Annotated in this window: 12 protein-coding genes and 1 pseudogene; 6 read left to right on the forward strand and 7 right to left on the reverse strand. The window is 69.9% G+C overall.

What is annotated here, in order from left to right; genetic code table 11:
* From EPAKOI_RS07465 to pdeM, 4 genes and pseudogenes are all read left to right on the forward strand, one after another.
* On the forward strand, window positions 1-1,098 hold the full coding sequence (locus EPAKOI_RS07465; protein WP_423193404.1) for a ligase-associated DNA damage response exonuclease: 1,098 nt from the start codon (window positions 1-3) through the stop codon (window positions 1,096-1,098).
* Window positions 1,095-2,762: an ATP-dependent DNA ligase gene (locus tag EPAKOI_RS07470; protein WP_423193405.1), complete on the forward strand. Its 1,668-nt coding sequence runs from the start codon at window positions 1,095-1,097 to the stop codon at window positions 2,760-2,762. Before EPAKOI_RS07465 ends, EPAKOI_RS07470 begins: the two co-directional genes overlap by 4 nt.
* The gene (locus tag EPAKOI_RS07475; RefSeq protein ID WP_423193406.1) at window positions 2,759-5,449 is read left to right on the forward strand and encodes a ligase-associated DNA damage response DEXH box helicase; all 2,691 of its coding nucleotides are present in this window, start codon (window positions 2,759-2,761) and stop codon (window positions 5,447-5,449) included. Before EPAKOI_RS07470 ends, EPAKOI_RS07475 begins: the two co-directional genes overlap by 4 nt.
* Window positions 5,446-6,114: pseudogene (gene pdeM, locus EPAKOI_RS07480) on the forward strand (ligase-associated DNA damage response endonuclease PdeM); the annotation flags it as partial. The gene EPAKOI_RS07475 and the pseudogene pdeM, both read left to right, overlap by 4 nt.
* A 385-nt stretch (window positions 6,115-6,499) precedes the next feature.
* On the opposite strand, the gene EPAKOI_RS07485 reads toward pdeM, so the two are convergent.
* Window positions 6,500-8,407, reverse strand: coding sequence for a PAS domain S-box protein (locus EPAKOI_RS07485; protein WP_423193407.1), 1,908 nt, complete (start codon window positions 8,405-8,407; stop codon window positions 6,500-6,502).
* Between the two features lie 277 nt (window positions 8,408-8,684).
* Between EPAKOI_RS07485 and EPAKOI_RS07490 the strand changes: the two genes are divergently transcribed.
* The gene (locus EPAKOI_RS07490) at window positions 8,685-9,833 is read left to right on the forward strand and encodes a Rieske 2Fe-2S domain-containing protein (RefSeq protein WP_423193408.1); all 1,149 of its coding nucleotides are present in this window, start codon (window positions 8,685-8,687) and stop codon (window positions 9,831-9,833) included.
* A gap of 30 nt (window positions 9,834-9,863) precedes the next feature.
* Here EPAKOI_RS07490 and EPAKOI_RS07495 read toward each other — a convergent pair whose 3' ends face one another.
* Window positions 9,864-10,934 carry an alkene reductase gene (locus EPAKOI_RS07495; RefSeq protein WP_423193409.1) on the reverse strand — a complete coding sequence of 357 codons (1,071 nt, stop codon included), beginning with the start codon at window positions 10,932-10,934 and terminating at the stop codon, window positions 9,864-9,866.
* Window positions 10,935-11,063: 129 nt separating this feature from the next.
* Between EPAKOI_RS07495 and EPAKOI_RS07500 the strand changes: the two genes are divergently transcribed.
* On the forward strand, window positions 11,064-12,647 hold the full coding sequence (locus tag EPAKOI_RS07500) for a phospholipase D family protein (protein WP_423193410.1): 1,584 nt from the start codon (window positions 11,064-11,066) through the stop codon (window positions 12,645-12,647).
* Window positions 12,648-12,744: 97 nt separating this feature from the next.
* Here EPAKOI_RS07500 and EPAKOI_RS07505 read toward each other — a convergent pair.
* The 5 genes from EPAKOI_RS07505 to EPAKOI_RS07525 form a co-directional block, all read right to left on the reverse strand.
* A protein-coding gene (locus EPAKOI_RS07505) for an IS3 family transposase (RefSeq protein ID WP_423192497.1) occupies window positions 12,745-13,916 on the reverse strand; the annotation gives its coding sequence in 2 pieces (ribosomal slippage) (window positions 12,745-13,649 and window positions 13,649-13,916; 1,173 coding nt in all).
* Window positions 13,917-14,528: 612 nt separating this feature from the next.
* On the reverse strand, window positions 14,529-15,596 hold the full coding sequence (locus EPAKOI_RS07510) for a 2-aminoethylphosphonate aminotransferase (RefSeq protein WP_423193411.1): 1,068 nt from the start codon (window positions 15,594-15,596) through the stop codon (window positions 14,529-14,531).
* Between the two features lie 21 nt (window positions 15,597-15,617).
* Window positions 15,618-16,805 carry a phosphonopyruvate decarboxylase gene (gene aepY, locus EPAKOI_RS07515; protein WP_423193412.1) on the reverse strand — a complete coding sequence of 396 codons (1,188 nt, stop codon included), beginning with the start codon at window positions 16,803-16,805 and terminating at the stop codon, window positions 15,618-15,620.
* A complete protein-coding gene (gene aepX / locus EPAKOI_RS07520) occupies window positions 16,802-18,505 on the reverse strand; it encodes a phosphoenolpyruvate mutase (RefSeq protein WP_423193413.1) in 1,704 nt (567 codons plus the stop codon). Before aepX ends, aepY begins: the two co-directional genes overlap by 4 nt.
* A complete protein-coding gene (locus tag EPAKOI_RS07525; RefSeq protein WP_423193414.1) occupies window positions 18,502-19,257 on the reverse strand; it encodes an NTP transferase domain-containing protein in 756 nt (251 codons plus the stop codon). The genes aepX and EPAKOI_RS07525 overlap by 4 nt, the downstream gene beginning before the upstream one ends.
* Window positions 19,258-19,276 lie beyond the last annotated feature (19 nt).

Raw genomic sequence — 19,276 nt, forward strand, 5'->3', positions numbered from 1 at the left:
ATGGCTTCAGACCTGATCGTGGCAAGGCCGGAGGGGCTGTACTGCCCGCCCGGCGACTTCTATATCGATCCCTGGCGGCCCGTGGCGCGCGCCGTCATCACCCACGCCCATTCGGACCACGCCCGGTTTGGCCACGGCAGCTACCTGTGCGCCGCGCCCGGCCGGGGCGTGCTGCTGGCCCGGCTGCCCGGCATCACGCTGGACACGCTGCCGTACGGCCAGCGCATCACCCACCACGGCGTCACGCTGAGCCTGCATCCAGCCGGCCATGTGCTGGGATCGGCGCAGGTGCGGCTCGCACACGGCGGGCAGGTCTGGGTGGCGTCCGGCGACTACAAGGTCGAGTTCGACGGCACCTGCGACGCGTTCGAGCCCGTGCGCTGCGACACCTTCATCACCGAAAGCACGTTCGGCCTGCCGATCTACCGCTGGCAGCGCCAGGCCACGCTGATGGCCGAGGTCTTCGACTGGTGGCAGGCCAACGCGGCAGCTGGGCGCGCCAGCGTGCTCTATTGCTATGCGTTCGGCAAGGCGCAGCGGTTGCTGCACGGGCTGCTGCGCCACGCCGGGGCGGACCTGGCCATGCCGGGCCCCATCGTGCTGCACGGGGCGATGACCAGCCTGACACGCGCTTATGCCGACGCCGGCGTGGCGCTGCCGCCCACCATGACCACGGCCGATCTGCCCGCGCGCAGCCCGGCCCTGCGGCGCGCGCTGGTCGTGGCGCCGCCGTCGGCCCAGCGCTCCACCTGGCTGCGCCGCTTTGGCGATGCGTCCGACGCCTTTGCCAGCGGCTGGATGCAGTTGCGCGGCACCCGACGCCGCCGGGGCGTGGATCGCGGCTTCGCGCTGTCCGACCATGCCGACTGGCCCGGCCTGCTGTCGGCCATCGGCGCCACCGGCGCCCAGCGCGTGATCGTGACGCACGGCAACGTGCCCGTGATGGTCCGCTACCTGTGCGAGCAGGGGCTGGACGCCCAGGGCTTTCGCACCGAATTCGGCGATGACGACGACGCCACCGGCGCCGCCGCCGAGCCGATGGAGCAGCGCGAGCCAAGCCAGTCGAGCCAGCCGGAGGCCGGGGAGGGCGCGGCATGAAGGCGTTTGCCGACCTGTACAGCGAACTGGACGGCACCACGTCTAGCAAGGCCAAGCTGGCCGCGCTGGCCGCCTATTTCCACCGGGCGCCGCCAGCCGATGCCGCCTGGGCCGTCTACTTCCTGGCCGGTGGCAAGCCGCGCCAGATCGTGCCCGTGGCCGCGCTGCGCGAGCTGGCCCAGCGCGCCGCGGCGCTGCCCGAATGGCTGTTCGAGGAAAGCTACCAGGCCGTGGGCGACCTGGCCGAGACCATCGCGCTGCTGCTGCCCGACGCCGAGCATGTCGATACGGCCGGGCTGGCCGAATGGGTCGAGCAGCGCCTGCTGCCGCTGCGCGGCCAGCCGCCCGACGTGCAGGCGGCGGCGCTGGACGCGCTGTGGCGCCCGCTGGACGCGCGCGGCCGGCTGGTGCTGTTCAAGCTGATCACGGGCAGCTTCCGCGTGGGGGTGTCGAAGCTGCTGGTCACGCGCGCGCTGGGCGAGGTGGCCGGCATCGATCCCAAGCGCGTGGCCGAGCGGCTGGTCGGCTACACCGACATTGCCCTGCGGCCCACGCCCGAGCGGTTCCAGGCGCTGGTGGCGCCGGACACCGGCGAGGGCGCCACGCTGCCGCGCGGCGGCCAGCCGTACCCGTTCTTCCTGGTCCATCCGCTGCAGGCGCCGGTCGATGAATTCGACACGCTGCTGGGCGCGCCGGGCCGCTGGCTGGTGGAATGGAAGTGGGACGGCATCCGCGCGCAGATGGTGCGGCGCCAGGGGCAGTCGTGGCTCTGGTCGCGCGGCGAGGAACTGATTACCGACCGCTTTCCGGAACTGGCCGAAGCCGCCGGCACGCTGCCCGACGGCACCGTGATCGACGGCGAGATCATCGTCTGGATCGACGGCCGCGTGCAGCCGTTTGGCCTGCTGCAGCAACGGATTGGCCGCAAGACCGTGGGCGCCCGGCTGCTGCGTGACGCGCCGGCCATCCTGATGGCCTACGACCTGCTGGAATGGCAGGGCGAGGACTGGCGCGCCCGCCCGCAGGCCGAGCGCCGCGCGCAACTGGAGCGCGTGGTGGCCGCGCACATCCACCCCGCGCTGGAACTGAGCCCGCTGGTAGAGGCCGACGACTGGCCGCACTTCGCCCGGCTGCGCGAGACCTCGCGCGAGCTTGGCGTGGAAGGCTTCATGCTCAAGGCCGCCGACGCCGGCTACGGGGCCGGCCGCACGCGCGACGTCGGCATCTGGTGGAAGTGGAAGATCGACCCCTATACCGTCGACGCCGTGCTGATCTACGCCCAGCGCGGCCACGGCCGGCGCGCCAGCCTGTACACCGATTTCACGTTCGCGGTCTGGAACGCGCCGCCCGGCACGCCGGACCGCGCGCTGGTGCCGTTCGCCAAGGCGTACTCGGGGCTGACCGATGCCGAGATGCGCGAGGTGGACGCCATCGTGCGGCGCACCACCGTGGAATCGTTCGGCCCGGTACGCAGCGTCACGCCGACGCAGGTCTTCGAGCTGGGCTTCGAAGGCATCGGGCGCAGCGGCCGGCACAAGAGCGGCATCGCGGTGCGCTTTCCGCGGATGCTGCGCTGGCGCACCGACAAGCCGGTGGAAGAGGCCGACACGCTGGCCACGCTGGAAGCGATGCTGCCGCCGGCCCCAGCCAAGGACGCCGCATGACCCCCCGCAAGCCTGCCCGCCCGGCGGCGGACCCGTCTTTCACGCCGGCGCCGCCCGTCGCGGAATCGCTGCCGGCGCTGTTCGCGGCCCGCAACTGGGAGCCGTTCGCGTTCCAGCGCGAAGTCTGGGACGCCATCGTCCGTGGCCAGAGCGGCCTGCTGCACGCCACCACCGGCACCGGCAAGACCTACGCCGCCTGGCTGGGCGCCTTGCTGGCCTTTGCCGAGCCGCCGGCCCGCGCCGGTGCCGCGCCGCCCGGGCTGACCGTGCTGTGGCTGACGCCGATGCGTGCGCTGGCCGCCGATACCACGCGCGCGCTGCAGGCGCCGCTGGCCGAACTGGGACTCGACTGGACCGTGCAGCTTCGCACCGGCGACACGGGCAGCAGCGAGCGCGCTGCGCAGGCGCGCCGGCTGCCGACCGCGCTGGTCACCACGCCCGAGAGCCTGTCGCTGCTGCTGACCCGCGCCGATGCCCGCGAGACGCTGGGCCGCGTGCGGCTGGTGGTCGTCGACGAATGGCACGAACTGATCGGCAGCAAGCGCGGCGTGCAGGTGCAGCTGGCGCTGGCGCGGCTGCACCGCTGGCAGCCCGACCTGCGCGTCTGGGGGCTGTCGGCCACGCTTGGCAACCTGGACCATGCGCGCGACGTGCTGCTGGCGGGCGTGCCCGAGGCCAGGCGGACGCTGGTGCACGGCCACACGCCCAAGACGCTGATCGTCGATACGCTGCTGCCGGACCGCGCCGGACGCTTTCCGTGGGCCGGGCATCTTGGCCTGTCGATGCTGCCGCACGTGGTGCGCGAGCTGGACGAGAGCAGCACCACGCTGGTATTCCTGAACACGCGCTCGCAGGCCGAACTCTGGTACCAGGCGCTGCTGGACGCGCGGCCGGAATGGGCCGGCCAGATCGCGCTGCACCATGGCTCGCTGGACCGGGCCGTGCGCGAGTGGGTCGAGGTCAATCTCAAGAACGGCGCACTGCGGGCCGTGGTCTGCACGTCCAGCCTGGACCTGGGCGTTGACTTCCTGCCGGTGGAGCGCGTGCTGCAGATTGGCTCGCCCAAGGGCGTCGCGCGGCTGCTGCAGCGGGCCGGGCGGTCGGGCCACGCGCCGGGCCGGGCGTCGCGCGTGACCGTGGTGCCGACCCACAGCCTGGAACTGGTGGAGGCGGTGGCGGCCCGCCGCGCCATCGAGGCCGGGCGGATCGAGGCGCGCGAATCGCCCGACAAGCCGCTCGACGTGCTGGTGCAGCACCTGGTGACCGTGGCGCTGGGCGGCGGCTTTGCGGCCGACGCGCTGCTGGACGAGGTGCGCCAGACCTGGGCCTACCGCGCGCTGACCGACGACGAATGGCGCTGGTGCCTGGATTTCGTGCGGCAGGGCGGGCCGACGCTGTCGGCCTATCCCGACTACCGCCGCGCCATGCCCGACGACGACGGCATCTGGCGCGTGCCCGACGCGCGGCTGGCGCGGCGCCATCGCACGAGCGTGGGGACCATCGTCAGCGATGCGTCGATGCAGGTGCGGTTCTGGACGCGGGCGGGCAGCGGCGGGGCGTCGCTGGGCACGGTGGAGGAAGGCTTCATCGCGCGGCTGGCCCCGGGCGACTGCTTCCTGTTCGGCGGCCGGCTGCTGGAACTGGTGCGCGTGCAGGAAATGACGGCGTTCGTGCGCCGCGCCACGGGCAAGCGGGCGTCGGTGCCGCGCTGGAACGGCGGCAAGATGCCGCTGTCGACCGAGCTGGCCGAGGCCGTCGTCGCCACGCTCGACGACGTGCAGGCGGGCCGGCTGGACCCCGCGAGCACGCCGGAGCTGCCTCTGATCGCGCCCATCGTCGAACTGCAGGGGCGCTGGTCGGCGCTGCCATCGCCCCGCACGCTGCTGGCCGAGACGCTGCACTCGCGGGAGGGCTGGCACCTGTTCCTGTACCCGTTCGCGGGGCGGTCGGTCCACCTGGGGCTGGGCAGCCTGCTGGCGTGGCGGCTGGGGCAGAAGGTGCCGGCCACGTTCTCGGTGGCGGTCAACGACTATGGGCTGGAACTGCTGGCGTCGGCGCCGCTGGACTGGGGCCGCTGGCTGCCCGAGGTGCTGGCCGAGGAACAGCAGCGCGACCTGGCGGCCGACGTGCTGGGCAGCCTCAACGCGGGCGAGCTGTCGCTGCGGCGTTTCCGGGAAATCGCGCGCGTGGCCGGGCTGATCTTCCAGGGCTATCCGGGCGCGCACCACAGCGCGCGGCAGTTGCAGGCATCGTCGAGCCTGTTCTACGAGGTGTTCCGCAAGCACGATCCGGACAACCTGCTGCTGGGCCAGGCCGAGCGCGAGGTGCTGATGCAGGAACTGGACGCCCACCGGCTGGCCGATACGCTGGCGCGGCTGGCGGCGCTGGAACTGGACCTGCGCCCGCTGCGGCGGCCGTCGCCGCTGTCGTTCCCGCTGATCGTCGAGTTCCTGCGCGAGAAACTGAGCACCGAGAAGCTGGCCGACCGTATCGCCCGGATGCTGGCCGAACTGGAGCAGGCCGCCGCCGAGCCCGAGACGGGCAAGTATCGCGGCCCGATGCACGACGTGGACGCCGCGACCGTGGCCGACGCCGCGAAATTCGGCATGGCCGACCACGCCGGCCCGGCCGGGCCGCGCCGGCCGCGTCGCCCGCGCAAGCCGTCGAAACCGCTGCCGCTGCTATGACCCCGGAAGACGCAGGCGCCCAGGCCGTGCGGCTGGCCGGCGAGACGCTGTGGCTGCTGCCCGAGCACGCGGTCTGGTGGCCGGACGCCGCGATGCTGATGCTGGCCGACGTCCACATCGGCAAGGCCGCCGCATTCCGCGCGCTCGGCCAGCCCGTGCCGCACGGCACCACGGCCGACAACCTGCGCCGGCTGCTGGACCTGACGCGCCAGTACCCGGTCCGCGACCTGGTCTTCCTGGGCGATTTCCTGCACGCCCGCGCCGCCCGCACGGCCGCCGTGGTGCTGGCCCTGCACGACTGGCGCCGCGCGCTGCCGACGCGGGTCCGCTGCACGCTGGTGCGCGGCAACCACGACACCCATGCCGGCGATCCGCCCGAAGGACTCGGCTTCGAGGTGGTCAGCGAACCGCTGATGGCCCCGCCGTTCGCGCTGTGCCACGAACCGGACGCCCGGGCCGACGGGTACGTGCTGGCTGGCCACTTGCACCCGGCGTGCGTACTGCGCGGCCGCGGCAGCGACGTGCTGCGGCTGCCATGCTTCGTGGTCGGCGCTACGCGGATGATCCTGCCAGCGTTCGGCGCGTTCACCGGCCACGCCACCGTGCGCGCCGGGCAGGGGGAACGGATCTACGTAGTGGGCGATGGCCGCGTGTGGGGGTTGCCGGGGGGTGATGGTGGGGCTGCGGCTGGATTTGCTGCTGTCTTGCTGCCCTCTCCCGCGTTGCGGGGAGAGGGCCGGGCGGTTCAAACTGCGACTTGTCGGCAAGCAGAGCTTCAACGCCCTCACCCCAGCCCCTCTCCCGCAGGCGGGAGAGGGGAGACAACCGTCGCGGGAATTCGCCTTAGCGCTCGATATCCCGCTGTTTTGCTCCCCTCTCCCGCGTTGCGGGAGAGGGGTCGGGGGAGAGGGCCGGGCGGTTCAAATTGCGACTTGTCGGCAAGCAGAGCTTCAACGCCCTCACCCCCAGCCCCTCTCCCGCGTTGCGGGAGAGGGGGCGGGGGAGAGGGCCGGGCGGTGCAAATTGCCCAGCCCGCCATCCGCCCCCATCTCAATCCCCCATCATCACCTTCAGCAGCAAGTCCAGCTCCACCGGTTTCACCAGGTGCACGTCGAAGCCGGCGGCCTTGGTTTGTTCGCGGTCGGAGGCCTGGCCGAAGCCGGTCAGGGCGACGTAGCGGGTGTTGGCCAAGGCGGGCATGCCGCGCAGCGCGTGGATGACCGCGAAGCCGTCCATGCCGGGCATGGCCAGGTCGATCAGTGCCACGTCGGGGCGGACGCGGGCGGCGGCGTGGATGGCTTCCATGCCGTCGTAGGCGATGGTCACTTCGTGGCCGGACATTTCCAGCAGGATCGACATGCTGTCGGCGGCGTCGCGGTTGTCGTCCACCAGCAGCACGCGGCGCTTGCGGCCGGTGTGGACGCCGTCGCCGTCGCCCGTGGCCGGTGTTTCCGGCGTGGCCGCCAGCGGCAGCCGCACCGTGAACGCGGCACCCAGGCCGGGGCCCTCGCTGGTGGCGGCGATGGAGCCGCCGTGCATTTCCACGAGCGACCGGCACAGCGACAGCCCGATGCCCAGCCCGCCCTGCGCGGTGCTGCCGGGGCGGTCTTCCTGCACGAAAAGGTTGAAGATCGATTCCAGCGCCGTGGGCGAGATGCCGCGGCCGCGGTCGATCACCTGGATCACCAGCGTGCGCATCCGGATCGACGCCGACACGGCGATCTGCGAGCCCGGCTGCGAGAACTTCGACGCATTGAGCAGCAGGTTCTGCATCACCTGGCTCAGCCGCGTGCGGTCGGCGTAGAGCGGCATGGGCGAGGCGTCGGTGGTCACGCTGACGGTCTGGGCCTTGGTGGCCAGCGCCGGCTCGGACGCCTCGATGCCCAGCGCGATGATCTCGCGCGCGTCCACAGACTCCAGCCGCAGGTCGATCTTGCCGGCGGCGATGCGGCCCACGTCCAGCAGGTCGTCGACGAGCCGGGTCAGGTGCGACATCTGCCGCTCCACCAGCCCCACGCTTTTCTGCATGGCCTCGGGGTCGTCGGCGCGCATCTGCATCACGGTCAGCGCGTTGCGGATCGGCGCCAGCGGATTGCGCAGTTCGTGCGAAAGCGTTGCCAGGAATTCGTTCATGCGCCGTTCCGATTGTTCCAGTTCCTCCAGCCGCTTGCGTTCGCTCATGTCGCGCGTGACCTTGGCGTAGCCGCGGAGCTGCCGGGATTCGTCATAGACGGCCGTGATCGTCACGTTGGCCCAGTACAGCGAGCCGTCCTTGCGCACGCGCCAGCCTTCGTCCTCGATGCGGCCCCGCTCGCGGGCGATGACCAGCTCGCGCCCGGGCCTGTCGGCGGCCACGTCGTCGGGCGGGTAGAACACCGAGAAATGCTGCCCGACGATCTCGTCGCGCCGGTAGCCGTTGATATACGACGCGCCCGAGTTCCAGCTCATGATGTGGCCGGCGGGGTCGAGCATGAAGATGGCGTAGTCCTTGACGCTGTCCACCAGCAGGCGCAGGGTTTCCTCGCTCTGGCGCAGCGCCTCGGCCGCGCGGCGCCGCTCGGTCATGTCGCGCGTGACCTTGCCGAAGCCGATCAGGTTGCCGTGCTCGTCGCGCAGCGCGGTGATGATGACGTTGGCCCAGAACTGGGTGCCGTCCTTGCGCACGCGCCAGCCTTCGTCCTCGAAGCGGCCCAGCCGCGCGGCGGCTTCGAGCTCCACGGCCGGCCAGTTGCGAGCGTTGGCCTCGTCGGTATAGAAACGCGAGAAATGCTGGCCGATGATCTCGTCGCGCTGGTAGCCCTTGATGCGGGCGGCACCGGCGTTCCAGCTTGCCACGTGGCCGGTGGCGTCGAGCGAGAAGATGGCGTAGTCGCTGATCGTTTCGACCAGCGTGCGGTAGGAGGCGGCATCGTCGCCAATGCCGCGCTGCGGCATGGGAGAGCGGGCAGAGCGGGACATGATCGGGTGTGCTGGCATGTCTCTGTGTGAGTTGCCGCAAGGATAACCCGATTGGCGTCGTACAAACGCTGCGGATGACAAATGTGTGGCGAATCGGCGGTCCGGCCAGGGGGGGGGGGGCGGGCGACAACTTGGCGGCGCGGGCCGCCAGTCGGATAAAAGCTGACAGACCGGCGGCGGCCGTTGGGTTAGACTCCCACGATTCACTTCCCGGCAGCCGCGGTTCGCCCGTCCGGCGACGAGCGGCCGGGAGCCGCGCCCCCAGGAGACGCCCTGCATGTATGCCGAGTCCGCGCTTGACCGCCATCCGATCGACGTCTCCGGCGAGGCCGCCCCGGCTGGCGCCATTTCCGCACCCCCGGCCGCCGCCGCGCCGGCCCCGCGCGACCTGCGCCGCGTGCCCATCCATCCCGATCACTGGTACCCGCTGGCCTGGTCCCGCGAACTGAAGGCCGGCCGCGCGCTGGGCGTGCGGTTTGCCGGCGACCCGATCGTGCTGGTGCGCACCGCCACGGGCAAGGTGTTCGCGCTGGAAGACCGCTGCGCGCACCGCCAGGTGCCGCTGCATGCGGGCGTGGTGGACGGCGAGTCGATCCGCTGCTGCTACCACGGCTGGACGTACGACTGCTCGGGCCGCTGCATCGACGTGCCGTACCTGGGCAAGGAACGCCTGCCCAACGGCGTGCGCGCCTATCCGTGCGAGGAACGCGCCGGCCTGATCTTCGTGTTCCCCGGCAACCCGGCGCTGGCCGATCCCCAGGCGCTGCCGGCGTTCGCATCGGTCGCGGACAAGCAGTACAAGACCCGTCGCCTGGGCCGCGAGGTCAAGTGCCACTATTCATTCATGCATGAGAACCTGATGGACATGAACCATCAGTTTCTGCATCGCAAGCAGATGGGGATGATGCGCGCGCGGTCGCTGGGCCGGCGGCGCGGCGAGGATTTCGTCGAGGTCGACTATGTGTTCGAGCGCGAGCGCGGCAAGCAGCCGGTGGGCGAGGCGCTGGTGTTCGGCAAGGACGGCGGCCAGAACAACAAGGACGTGATGACCGTGCGCACGGGCTACCCGTACCAGACGCTGCAGATCCGCTCGGGGTCGGGCACGCTGGTGATGGACCTGTGGATCACCTACGTGCCGCTGGACGCGGCGCAGCGCACCAACCGCACGTTTGGCCTGCTGTCGATCCGCCGCCCCGGCGTGCCGTTCGCGCTGGACCTGGCGTGGCCGCTGCTGGTCTGGTTCACCGAGCGGATCTTCAAGGAAGACCGCGAGATCGTGGAAATGGAGCAGGCCGCCCACGACAGCCAGGGCGAGGACCGCAACCACGAGGTCTTCCCGGTCATCAAGGACCTGCGCGACCTGCTGCGCGAGCGGGGCGCCCGCACCGTGATCCCGATCCAGCCGGTGGCGGCCGGGCAGCCCTGACACCCCAGGGCACCCGCGCCGCCGTGGGCGTCAGGCTTCGGCCGTCTGCGCCAGCGTGGGGTAGTCGGTGTAGCCCTGGGCGCTGCCGCCGTACATCGTGGCCGGATTGACGTCGTTCAGCGCCGCGCCCTGGCGCAGCCGCTCCACCAGGTCAGGATTGGCGATGTAGGCACGGCCAAAGGCCACCGCATCGGCATCGCCCGAGGCCAGCACGGCCTGCGCGGCGTCCTGGTCGAACCCGTCGTTGGCGATGATCGCCCCGCCAAACGCGCGCTTGAGCTGCGGCAGCAGCGCGCCGTCTCCCCGCGTCTCCCGCACGAACAGGAACCCCAGCCCGCGCTGGCCCAGCGCCCGGGCCACGTAGCCGAAGGTCTCGGCCGGCTGGCTGTCGGCCATCGAATGGCTCGGCGAGCGCGGCGCCAGATGCACGCCCACGCGGTTCGGGCTCCACACGGCCGTGACCGCATCGGCCACTTCCAGCAGAATCCGGGCGCGGTTCTCGGTCGAGCCGCCATAGGCGTCGGTGCGGACGTTGCTGCCGTCCTGCAGGAACTGGTCGAGCAGGTAGCCGTTGGCCGCGTGGATCGTCACGCCGTCAAAGCCGGCCGCCTTGGCATTGGCCGCCGCCCGGCCGAAATCGGCCACCACCTGGGCGATTTCTTCCACGGTCAGCGCGCGCGGCACCACAAACGGCCGCTGCGGGCGCAGCAGGCTGACGTTGCCGCCGGCCGCGATGGGGCTGGGCGCCACCGGCGTGCGGCCGTCGAGCAGGCTCGGGTCGGAAATGCGGCCCACGTGCCACAACTGGGCCACGATCCGGCCGCCCGCGCGATGCACGGCGTCGGTGACGACCTTCCAGCCGGCCACCTGTTCGGCGGTCCACAGACCCGGCACGTTCTCGTAGCCGACGCCGTCGGGCGACACCGGCACCCCTTCGGAAATCAGCAGCCCGGCGCTGGCGCGCTGGGCGTAATACTCGGCCATCAGCGCGTTGGGCACGTGCACGGGCTCGGCGGCGCGCAGGCGCGTCAGCGGCGCCATCACGATACGGTTGGGCAGATGCAGGTCGCCAATCTGGAGCGGATAGAAGAGGGTGGTCATAAGCTTATTCGGTTGGGCTATATAGCTATCAAAATGCAAGTATCGAAAGCATAGCAGCGGGCGCTACCATGGCAATGGCGGTTTTGGTACAAGTCAGTTGTTGGCACTGGAACAATCACGGGAGAGCGCATGACGCATGTCACGCAGGCGGCGCCCGGCTGGCTAGGCCGGCCGCTGGCGATGTTGTTTGCGATGCTGATGGCCGCGTGCACGGGGCTGCCGCAGCGGCCCACGCTGGCACCGGAGACGGCGTTGCAGGACACCGGCGACACGGTGCTGGCACGCGGGCTGGCCCCGACGCTGGCCGAGCATCCGGGCCAGTCAGTGTTCTACCCGCTGCTGGCCGGCACCGACGCGCTGGCCATGCGCATCGCGCTGGCGCGCACGGCCCAGCGCAGCCTGGACATCCAGTACTACATCTTCGACGCCGACAACACGGGCCTCACGCTGCTGGCCGAGATCATGGCCGCGGCAGACCGGGGCGTGCGCGTGCGGGTGCTGCTCGACGACATCCACACCGGCGGGCAGGACAAGGCGCTGTCGGCCGTGGACGCCCATCCAAACGTCGAGGTGCGGCTGTTCAACCCGTTTGCCAGCCGGGGGCTGCGGCTGTTCGAGTACGTGACCGATTTCCGGCGCATCGACCGGCGCATGCACAACAAGTCGATGACGGCCGACAACCAGCTCACCATCGTCGGCGGACGCAATATCGGCGACCAGTACTACGGCGCGGCCGATACCGATTTCACCGACCTGGACCTGCTGGCGGGCGGGCCGGTGGTGCCGCAGGTGTCGGGCGTGTTCGACGATTTCTGGAACAGCGAGGCCGTGTACCCGCTGTCGGCCCTGGCCACGCCGCTGTCCGGCGCCGAGGCGGCCACGCAGCAGCAGAAACTGCGCACCTACCTGGACGAGCACGCCGTGGCGATGCGCGCCACGCCCTACGGCAAGTCGGTGCTGGAAACCGGCATCGTCCAGTTGATCCGCGAGAACCGCCTGACTGCATACCGCGGCCAGGCCACGGTAATCGCCGACCGCGCGGCCAAGGTGCTGCACCCGCCCGAGGACGACTCGACCCACGCGATTCCCCAGCTGGTCAGGTTCCTGGAGGGCGCCCAGCACGACCTGACGCTGATTTCGCCGTACTTCGTTCCGCCCAAGTCGGCCATGACGTGGCTGATCGGCATGCAGCAGCGCGGCGTGCAGGTGCGGATTCTGACCAATTCCTACGGCGCCACCGACGTCACCGCGGTCCACGCCGGCTACGCGCCCAAGCGCCGCGCGCTGCTCAAGGCGGGCGTCATCCTCTATGAGCTGAAGCCAACCGCCTACGCGGAACTGGCCAAGGAAAAAAAGCGCCACGGCCCCGGCGGCAGCAGCCGCGCCAGCCTGCACGCCAAGACCTATATGGTCGACCGGCACCAGTTGTTCATCGGCTCGCTTAACCTGGACCCGCGCTCCGCCCGGCTCAACACCGAGATGGGCATCGTCGTGGACAGCCGCGAACTGTGCGACATGCTGGGGCAGGGCGTGGACGACGCGCTGCTCGACGCGGCCTACCAGGTGGTGCTGGCTGACGACGGCGAGTCACTGCAATGGGTGACACGCGAAGGCGGGGTGCTGCGCACCTACGACCGCGAACCCGACATGAACGCCTGGGACAAGCTCAAGCAGGGCGTGCTAAGGATACTGCCGGTGGAGGAGGAGCTTTGACGGGACGCTGATCTTGACTTCCGTTTCCCGCGAGCGGAAGACAACAGGCGCAAGATTCAAGCTCGATACCGCGCTGGTTTGTAGTGGTCAAGTTTTTTCAGACAGGTATTAAGGTTGTCTGGCGTTTGAACTTGTCCTCAAACTCCTGCGGCGACTCATATCCCAGTGTCGAGTGCAATCGCACCGGGTTATAGAAGCCGACGATGTACTGCGTAATGTCGCGCCGGGCTTCAGCCCGGTCGACGTAGCGCCTTTGCCAGATGCGCTCCATCTTCAGGTTCAGGAAGAAGCGCTCGGCCACCGCATTGTCCCAACAATCGCCCAGCCGGCTCATGCTGCAAATGAGGCCGTGGCGTCCCAGCAAGCCCCGGTATTCCTCGCTCGCGTACTGGCTGCCCCGATCCGAATGCACGATCAGGCCCGGTGACGGATTGCGCTGCTGGATCGCCATCCTCAACGCCGTGACCACCAGCGATGCAGGCATGGCCGCTGCCATGGCCCATCCCACTACCTTGCGCGAATACAGGTCCAGCACCACCGCCACATACAGCCAGCCCTCGGCCGTGCGGACGTAGGTAATATCCGCCGCCCAGGCCTGGTTGGGCTGCACCGGACTGAACTGCCGGCCCAGCACGTTCGGCGCCACCGGCCGGTCGTGCCGGCTGTTGGTCGTCGCCACGAACTTGCGCTTCCAGACCGGACGCAGATCGGCCTGGCGCATCAGCGTGCGCGCCCGATAGCGCCCGATCTTCACGCCTTGTCTGCCCAGATCCCGTGCTACGCGCCGGCTGCCGTAGGTGCGCCCGCTCGCCTCGAATGCCGCCCGTACGTGGATCTGCTGCCGGTTGCGCTCCACGTTGACCGGCCGGCCGCGCCGGTGCGCGTAGTAACCCGCGCGACTCGCTCCCAGTACCCGACAGGCACGGCTGACCGCCACGGCCTCCTTCTCCAGCGCGCTGACTGCGTGATAGATCACTTCAGCTCGCGGGCGAAGAAGGCCGATGCCTTTTTTAGGATCAGGTTGTCCTCCTTCAGGCGGCGGTTCTCTTCCTCCAGCTGGCGGATGCGCTGCTGCTCGGGCGTCAGCGGCCGGCCAATGCCCTTGCCGCCGGCCAGTTCCGCGTCGTACTGCGCCAGCCAGCGCCGCACGGCCGTCTCGCCAATGGCCATCGTGTGGCAGACCTCGGCCACCGAAAGCCCCTGGTCCCGGATCATCCGGACCACCTCCAGCTTGAAGCTGGCGTCGAACTTGCGACGTTGCTTTGTCATGTCGTCCTTTCCTCGTCGATCGTGATTTTCCACCTATCGACCTGTCTGAGGAAATTGGACCACTACAGCTTGCTCCCCCTCTCCCGCGAGCGGGAGAGGGGTTGGGGGAGAGGGCAGGCGGTTCAAATTGCGACCTGTCGGCAAGCAGAACCTCAACGCCCTCACCCCCGGCCCCTCTCCCACGTTGTGGGAGAGGGGAGAAAACCATCGCTGGCATCAGGCTGCAGTGCCACCAAGCGATCGAGGTCGAGCCGAAGCTGATGTCTTGCTCCCCTCTCCCGCATGCGGGAGAGGGGGTTGGGGAGAGGGCCGGCGGTTCAAATTGCGGCCTGTCGGCAAGCCGAACCTCAATGCCCTCTCCCCCGGCCCCTCTCCCACGTTGTGGGAGAGGGGAGAAACCAGTGGCATGACATTCGCCGGTGGCGTTTTTTGCTCCCCTCTCCCGCGAGCGGGAGAGGGGTTGGGGTGAGGGCAGGCGGTTCAAATTGCGGCCTGTCGGCAAGCAGAGCCTCAATGCCCTCTCCCCCGGCCCCTCTCCCACGCTGTGGGAGAGGGGAGAAAACCGGCGGCATGACATTCGCCGGCGGCCTTCTCTCCCCAACAAGCAACCCCTCACCGATGCAGCAGTTCCCGGAATCCGGCGATCAGGCGGTGCATGTCGGCGGCGGTCAGTGCGCCCATTGTCGAGATGCGGAACAGTTGCGACGACAGCCCGCCCTGGCCGGCGTAGATGACGAAGCCGCGCGCCTTCAGGCCGTCGTGCAGTTGTTCGTAGGTCACGCCGGCGGGCAGCTTGTACGCGCGCAGCACCACTGACGACTGGGCGGCAGGCCACAGTGCCTCGATGCCCAGAGCGGCCAGGCCGGTGCGGACTTCCTCGGCCAGCGCGGCGTAGCGCTGGTGGCGCGCCTGCCAGCCGCCTTCGTCCTGGTGCTCGCGCAGCGCCTCCACCAGCGCGTAGAACGCATGCACCGACGGCGTGAACGGCGTGTTGCGCTGGTCCTGCTGACGGGCGTAGCGGGCGATATCCAGGTAGTACGTGCGGCTGACCGCGTTGGCCAGCGCCGCGCGGCGCACGATGACGAACGCCGCGCCCGGCACGCCGTGCAGGCATTTGTTGGCCGTGGCGGCCACCGCGTCGATGTGGCCGTCGAAGTCGATGGCCTCGGCGCCGAAGCTGCTCACCGTATCGGCCAGCAGCCGCACGCCGCGCGCCTGGCACAGCCGGTCGATGGCGGGCAGGTCGTTCAGGCGGCCCGTGGTGGTCTCGTGGTGGATCACCGCCAGGTGCGTGATGGCCGGGTCGGCCGCCAGCGCCGCGTCGATGCGGGCCAGGTCAGGCGCCTCCATCCACTCGTGCTTCACCACCGTGTGCGGAATCTGGTACTGCGTGGCGATCTGGGCGATGCGCTCGCCATAGACGCCGTTCTGCACGATCAGCAGCTTGCCCTGCGCCGGCACCAGCCCGGCGATCATGCTTTCCAGCGCGGCCGTGCCGGAGCCGGTCATCAGCACCGCCGTCCAGACGGCCGGGTCCAGCCCGTAGATGTCGATCAGCCGCGCGCGCGCTTCGTCCTGCAGGTCGAAGAACTCGCTTTCGCGGTGGCACAGGTCGGTTTGCAGCAGGCTCTGGCGGACGCGCTCGGACAGCGTCACCGGGCCGGGATTCAGAAGCAGCATGCGATTGGTCTCAAGCGTGATTCAGGCGTGGTTGGCGTTGCCCTGGTCGGCGCCGATCTGGCGCGCCAGGCGCGTCTTGACCTGCACGGGCGTCACCGACGGGCGGGGCAGGTCGTCCGGCGATCCGGGGCGCGTGCGCAGGCAGACGAAGGCGGGCCCCGACGTGGCCGTGGCCGCCTGGGCCAGCACCGTGTCCAGCAGGTCAAGGCTGTCGCCCTCGACGGCCGACGCATAGCCGCAGGCCGCCGCCACGCCGGCGAACGACACGTTGTGCGACACCGTCGCCTGGCCGCCCGTGGAATCGTGCGCATTGTTGTCCAGCAGCACGTGCGTCAGGTTGGCCGGCCCGTAGGCGCCCAGCGTGGCGAACACGCCCATGCGCATCAGCGCCGCGCCGTCGCCGTCCACGGCCACCACGCGCAGGTCCGGCCGCGCCAGCGCCAGGCCAAGCGCGAACGGCGTCAGGCAGCCCATCGAACCCACCATGTAGAGCTGGTTCGGCCGGTCATCCAGCGCGTACAGCTCGCGGCCGCAGAAGCCCGTGGACGCCAGCACCACGGTCGAATCGATCGGCGTATGGGCGATGACCCGCTGCAGCGCCTGCTGGCGGCTCGGCAGCGTCGCCGCGCCGGTGCCGGCGTCGCGCGGCACCGCCTTCGGGCGGGCCACCGGCGGCGTCTGCGACGTCAGCGGGTAGGGCGCCACGCTGCCTTTCTGCATGACCAGCGCGTACGGCCGGCCGGTGGCGTCCATGTGGGCGATGGCCCGGTCGAGCGCCGGGCCCACGGCCTCGGCGTCGGTCGGAAACAGTTCCCACGGGATCTGCATCGTGTCCAGCATCTGCGGCGTGACCGGCCCCATCAGCGCGTGCTGGGGCTCGTCGGCGGCGCCGCCGGGCTGGCCGCGCCACGTCACGATCAGCAGTTGCGGCAGCCGGAACGTGTAGGTCAGCGACGTCAGCGGGCTCACGGCGTTGCCGAGCCCCGAGTTCTGCATCATCGTGATGCCGCGCACGCCGTTGCGCGCGCCCTGCGTCACGCCGGCGATGAACGCCACGGCGTCGCCCTCGTTGGCGGCCGACACGTAGTGCAGCGACGGGTCCTGCACCACGTAGTTGATGAACGGCGTCAGGTACGAGCAGGGCACGCCCGCGTACCACTGGAAACCGCGCTCGCGCGCGGCTTCCACGAACTGGACCGCCTCGATCATTGCGCGGCCTCGCCGCCGCCCACCGCGAACGGCGTCTGGCCGTGCGCGAAGTCGCCGGCCCGGCGGAAGTCGTCCAGGTCATTCACACCGCGCCAGTGGCCGTGCACGTACTTGACCTCCACCTGCTCGCCGGCGGCGACCAGCGCGTTGAGCAGGTCGGGGATGTCGAGCTTGTCGAAGTCCGGCCGCTCGCGCAGCTCGGCCAGCAGCTTCTGCAGGCGCGCCCGGCCTTCGCCGCGCACGTTCATCAGGCCGATCCAGCGGCCGTGCGGCGCGTCGCCTGCCGGCACGTCGTCAGAAATCTTCTTGAGCACGATCTTCTGGCCGAACAGGTCGCGGTCGTCGGCGGCCGAGCACCACGCAAAGTCGCGCACGCTCTGGTTCGACGGCGTGGACTCGGACGAATCCACCGCCACGCTGAACGGCGCGTCGGTTTCCAGCAGGTCGCGCAGGATGTAGCTGCGGAACAGCAGGTCGCCGTAGGCGATGACCGTGTCGTGCTGCAGCGCGTCGGCGGCGGCGGCCAGCGACGCCAGTTCGCCAGTCTCGGCATGGCGCTCGTTGCGCACCAGGTGGATGCCGGCCGCGTCGATGGCCTCGGCCTTGTAGCCGCCCACCACGGTGATGTCGTTGATGCCCTGGTTCTTGAAGCCGTCCACCAGCCAGCGCAGCAGCGGCTTGCCGGCCACCGGCAGCATGACCTTGGGCTTGTCCTCGGTCAGCGCCTCCAGGCCCTTGCCGCGGCCCGCGGCCAGCACCACGGCCGACCCCGGCGCCTGGCCGCCGGTCAGGTAGAGCTTCTCGGCCGCCGAGTACTCGTCGGCATCCTGCAGGCGGAAGATCTCGTTGACCGTGGCGATGCGGTCTTCCACGTTGACCAGCGTCTGGTTCTCGTAGATGTCCTTCGCCACGGCCTGCATGCCGGACGCCGCCACGCGGATCAGGTGGTTGGCCCAGATGATCAGGCTGATGCCGGCACGGCGGAACACGTCGGTTGGCGTGCTGTAGTACTTGGTCGGCACGATCACCAGCGGGCAGCGGTTGCCCCATTCGCGCGCGAACGTGACGATCTCGTCGGCCTTCGACAGCTTGCTGTGGATCAGGATCGCGTCGGCGCCAGCCTGGTGGTACGCCTCGGCGCGGCGCAGCGCCTCTTCCATGCCCCAGCCGGCGATCAGGGCTTCCACGCGGGCGACGATCGAGAAATCGTCGTCGGCCTGCGAATCCTTGCCGGCCTTGATCTTGCCGCAGAACTCGTCGATGTCGGCCAGCGGCTGCTGCTCGCCGCCGATGAAGCTGTTGGTCTTCGGGAAGATCTTGTCTTCGATGCAGACGCCGGCAATGCCGCGCTGCTCCAGCTTGCGCACCAGGCGGCGCACGTTGTTGAAGTTGCCGTAGCCGGTGTCGCCGTCCAGCAGGATCGGCAGGTCGCTGGCGTCGGCCATGAACTCAAGGTTGTCCACCACCTGGGTCCAGCTTGCCTCGTTGTTGTCGCGCACGCCGAACTGGGCCGAGATGGCCAGGCCCGAGGCCCAGATGCCCTTGAAGCCGGCCTCGCGCACGATCCGCGCGGACAGGCCGTTGTGGGCTTCCATGATGAATTCGAGTTCGTCGGACAGCAGCATCCGGCGCAGGCGCGCGGCGCGCGACAGCGGGGCGGAGGTGGCGGAGCCGAGCAGGTTCGGGTCGATGGCGTTCATTGTGCGATTCCTACAGGCAGAAGTTGGGGCAGGACTTCTTCGGCGGCGCGAGCCACGTCGCCGGGAAAATCGATTTCGATCCAGGGCGCGCCGGTCACGTCGGCGGTGTCGAACACGTGCGAGCGCTCCAGCAGCAGGTCACGGACGGCTTCCTCGTGCGGCATGTTGGCGCGGCCCGAGTCCACGTAGCCCTGGACGATGGCGGCCAGGCGGCGGGCGCAGTCTTCGCGGAAGCGGAAGAAGCCCACCGATTCGCCGATGGTGTCGTATTCCAGGTCGGCCATGAGCTGCTTGCGCAGCTCCACGGGCACGCCGTCGCGCAGGCAGAGCTTGACGGGCTCGTCGCCTGCCTCGAAGTCGCGGTCGATCAGCAGCCGGTTGGCGGTCTCGCCGGCCACCAGCTTGGTCATGATGCGGTCGTCGTAGAGCACGTCGGCGTCCATCAGCAGCACGTCGCCGCCGCGCGTCATGGCGTCGGCCACGGTGTGCACGGTCAGCACGCTGCCCAGGTCGTAGCGCGAGTTGATGACGATTTCCAGATCGCGGCCCAGGCGGGCCAGTTCTTCCTTGACCTGGTCCGGCTCGAAGCCCAGCGCCAGCACCACCTCGGTCACGCCGGCGGCGTCCAGCAGGCGCAGGTGACGTTCCAGCAGCGTCAGGCCGTCAAAGCGCAACAGGCACTTGGGAAACTGCTTGCCCGGCTGTTGCTGGAGTCGCAGGCCCAGGCCCGCGGCAAGAATGATTGCTCGCATCAGGTTGTTCTCGTGATTT

Source organism: Cupriavidus sp. H18C2 (assembly GCF_049393795.1).
In the GTDB taxonomy this organism is placed as follows: Bacteria; Pseudomonadota; Gammaproteobacteria; order Burkholderiales; family Burkholderiaceae; genus Cupriavidus; species Cupriavidus pauculus_C.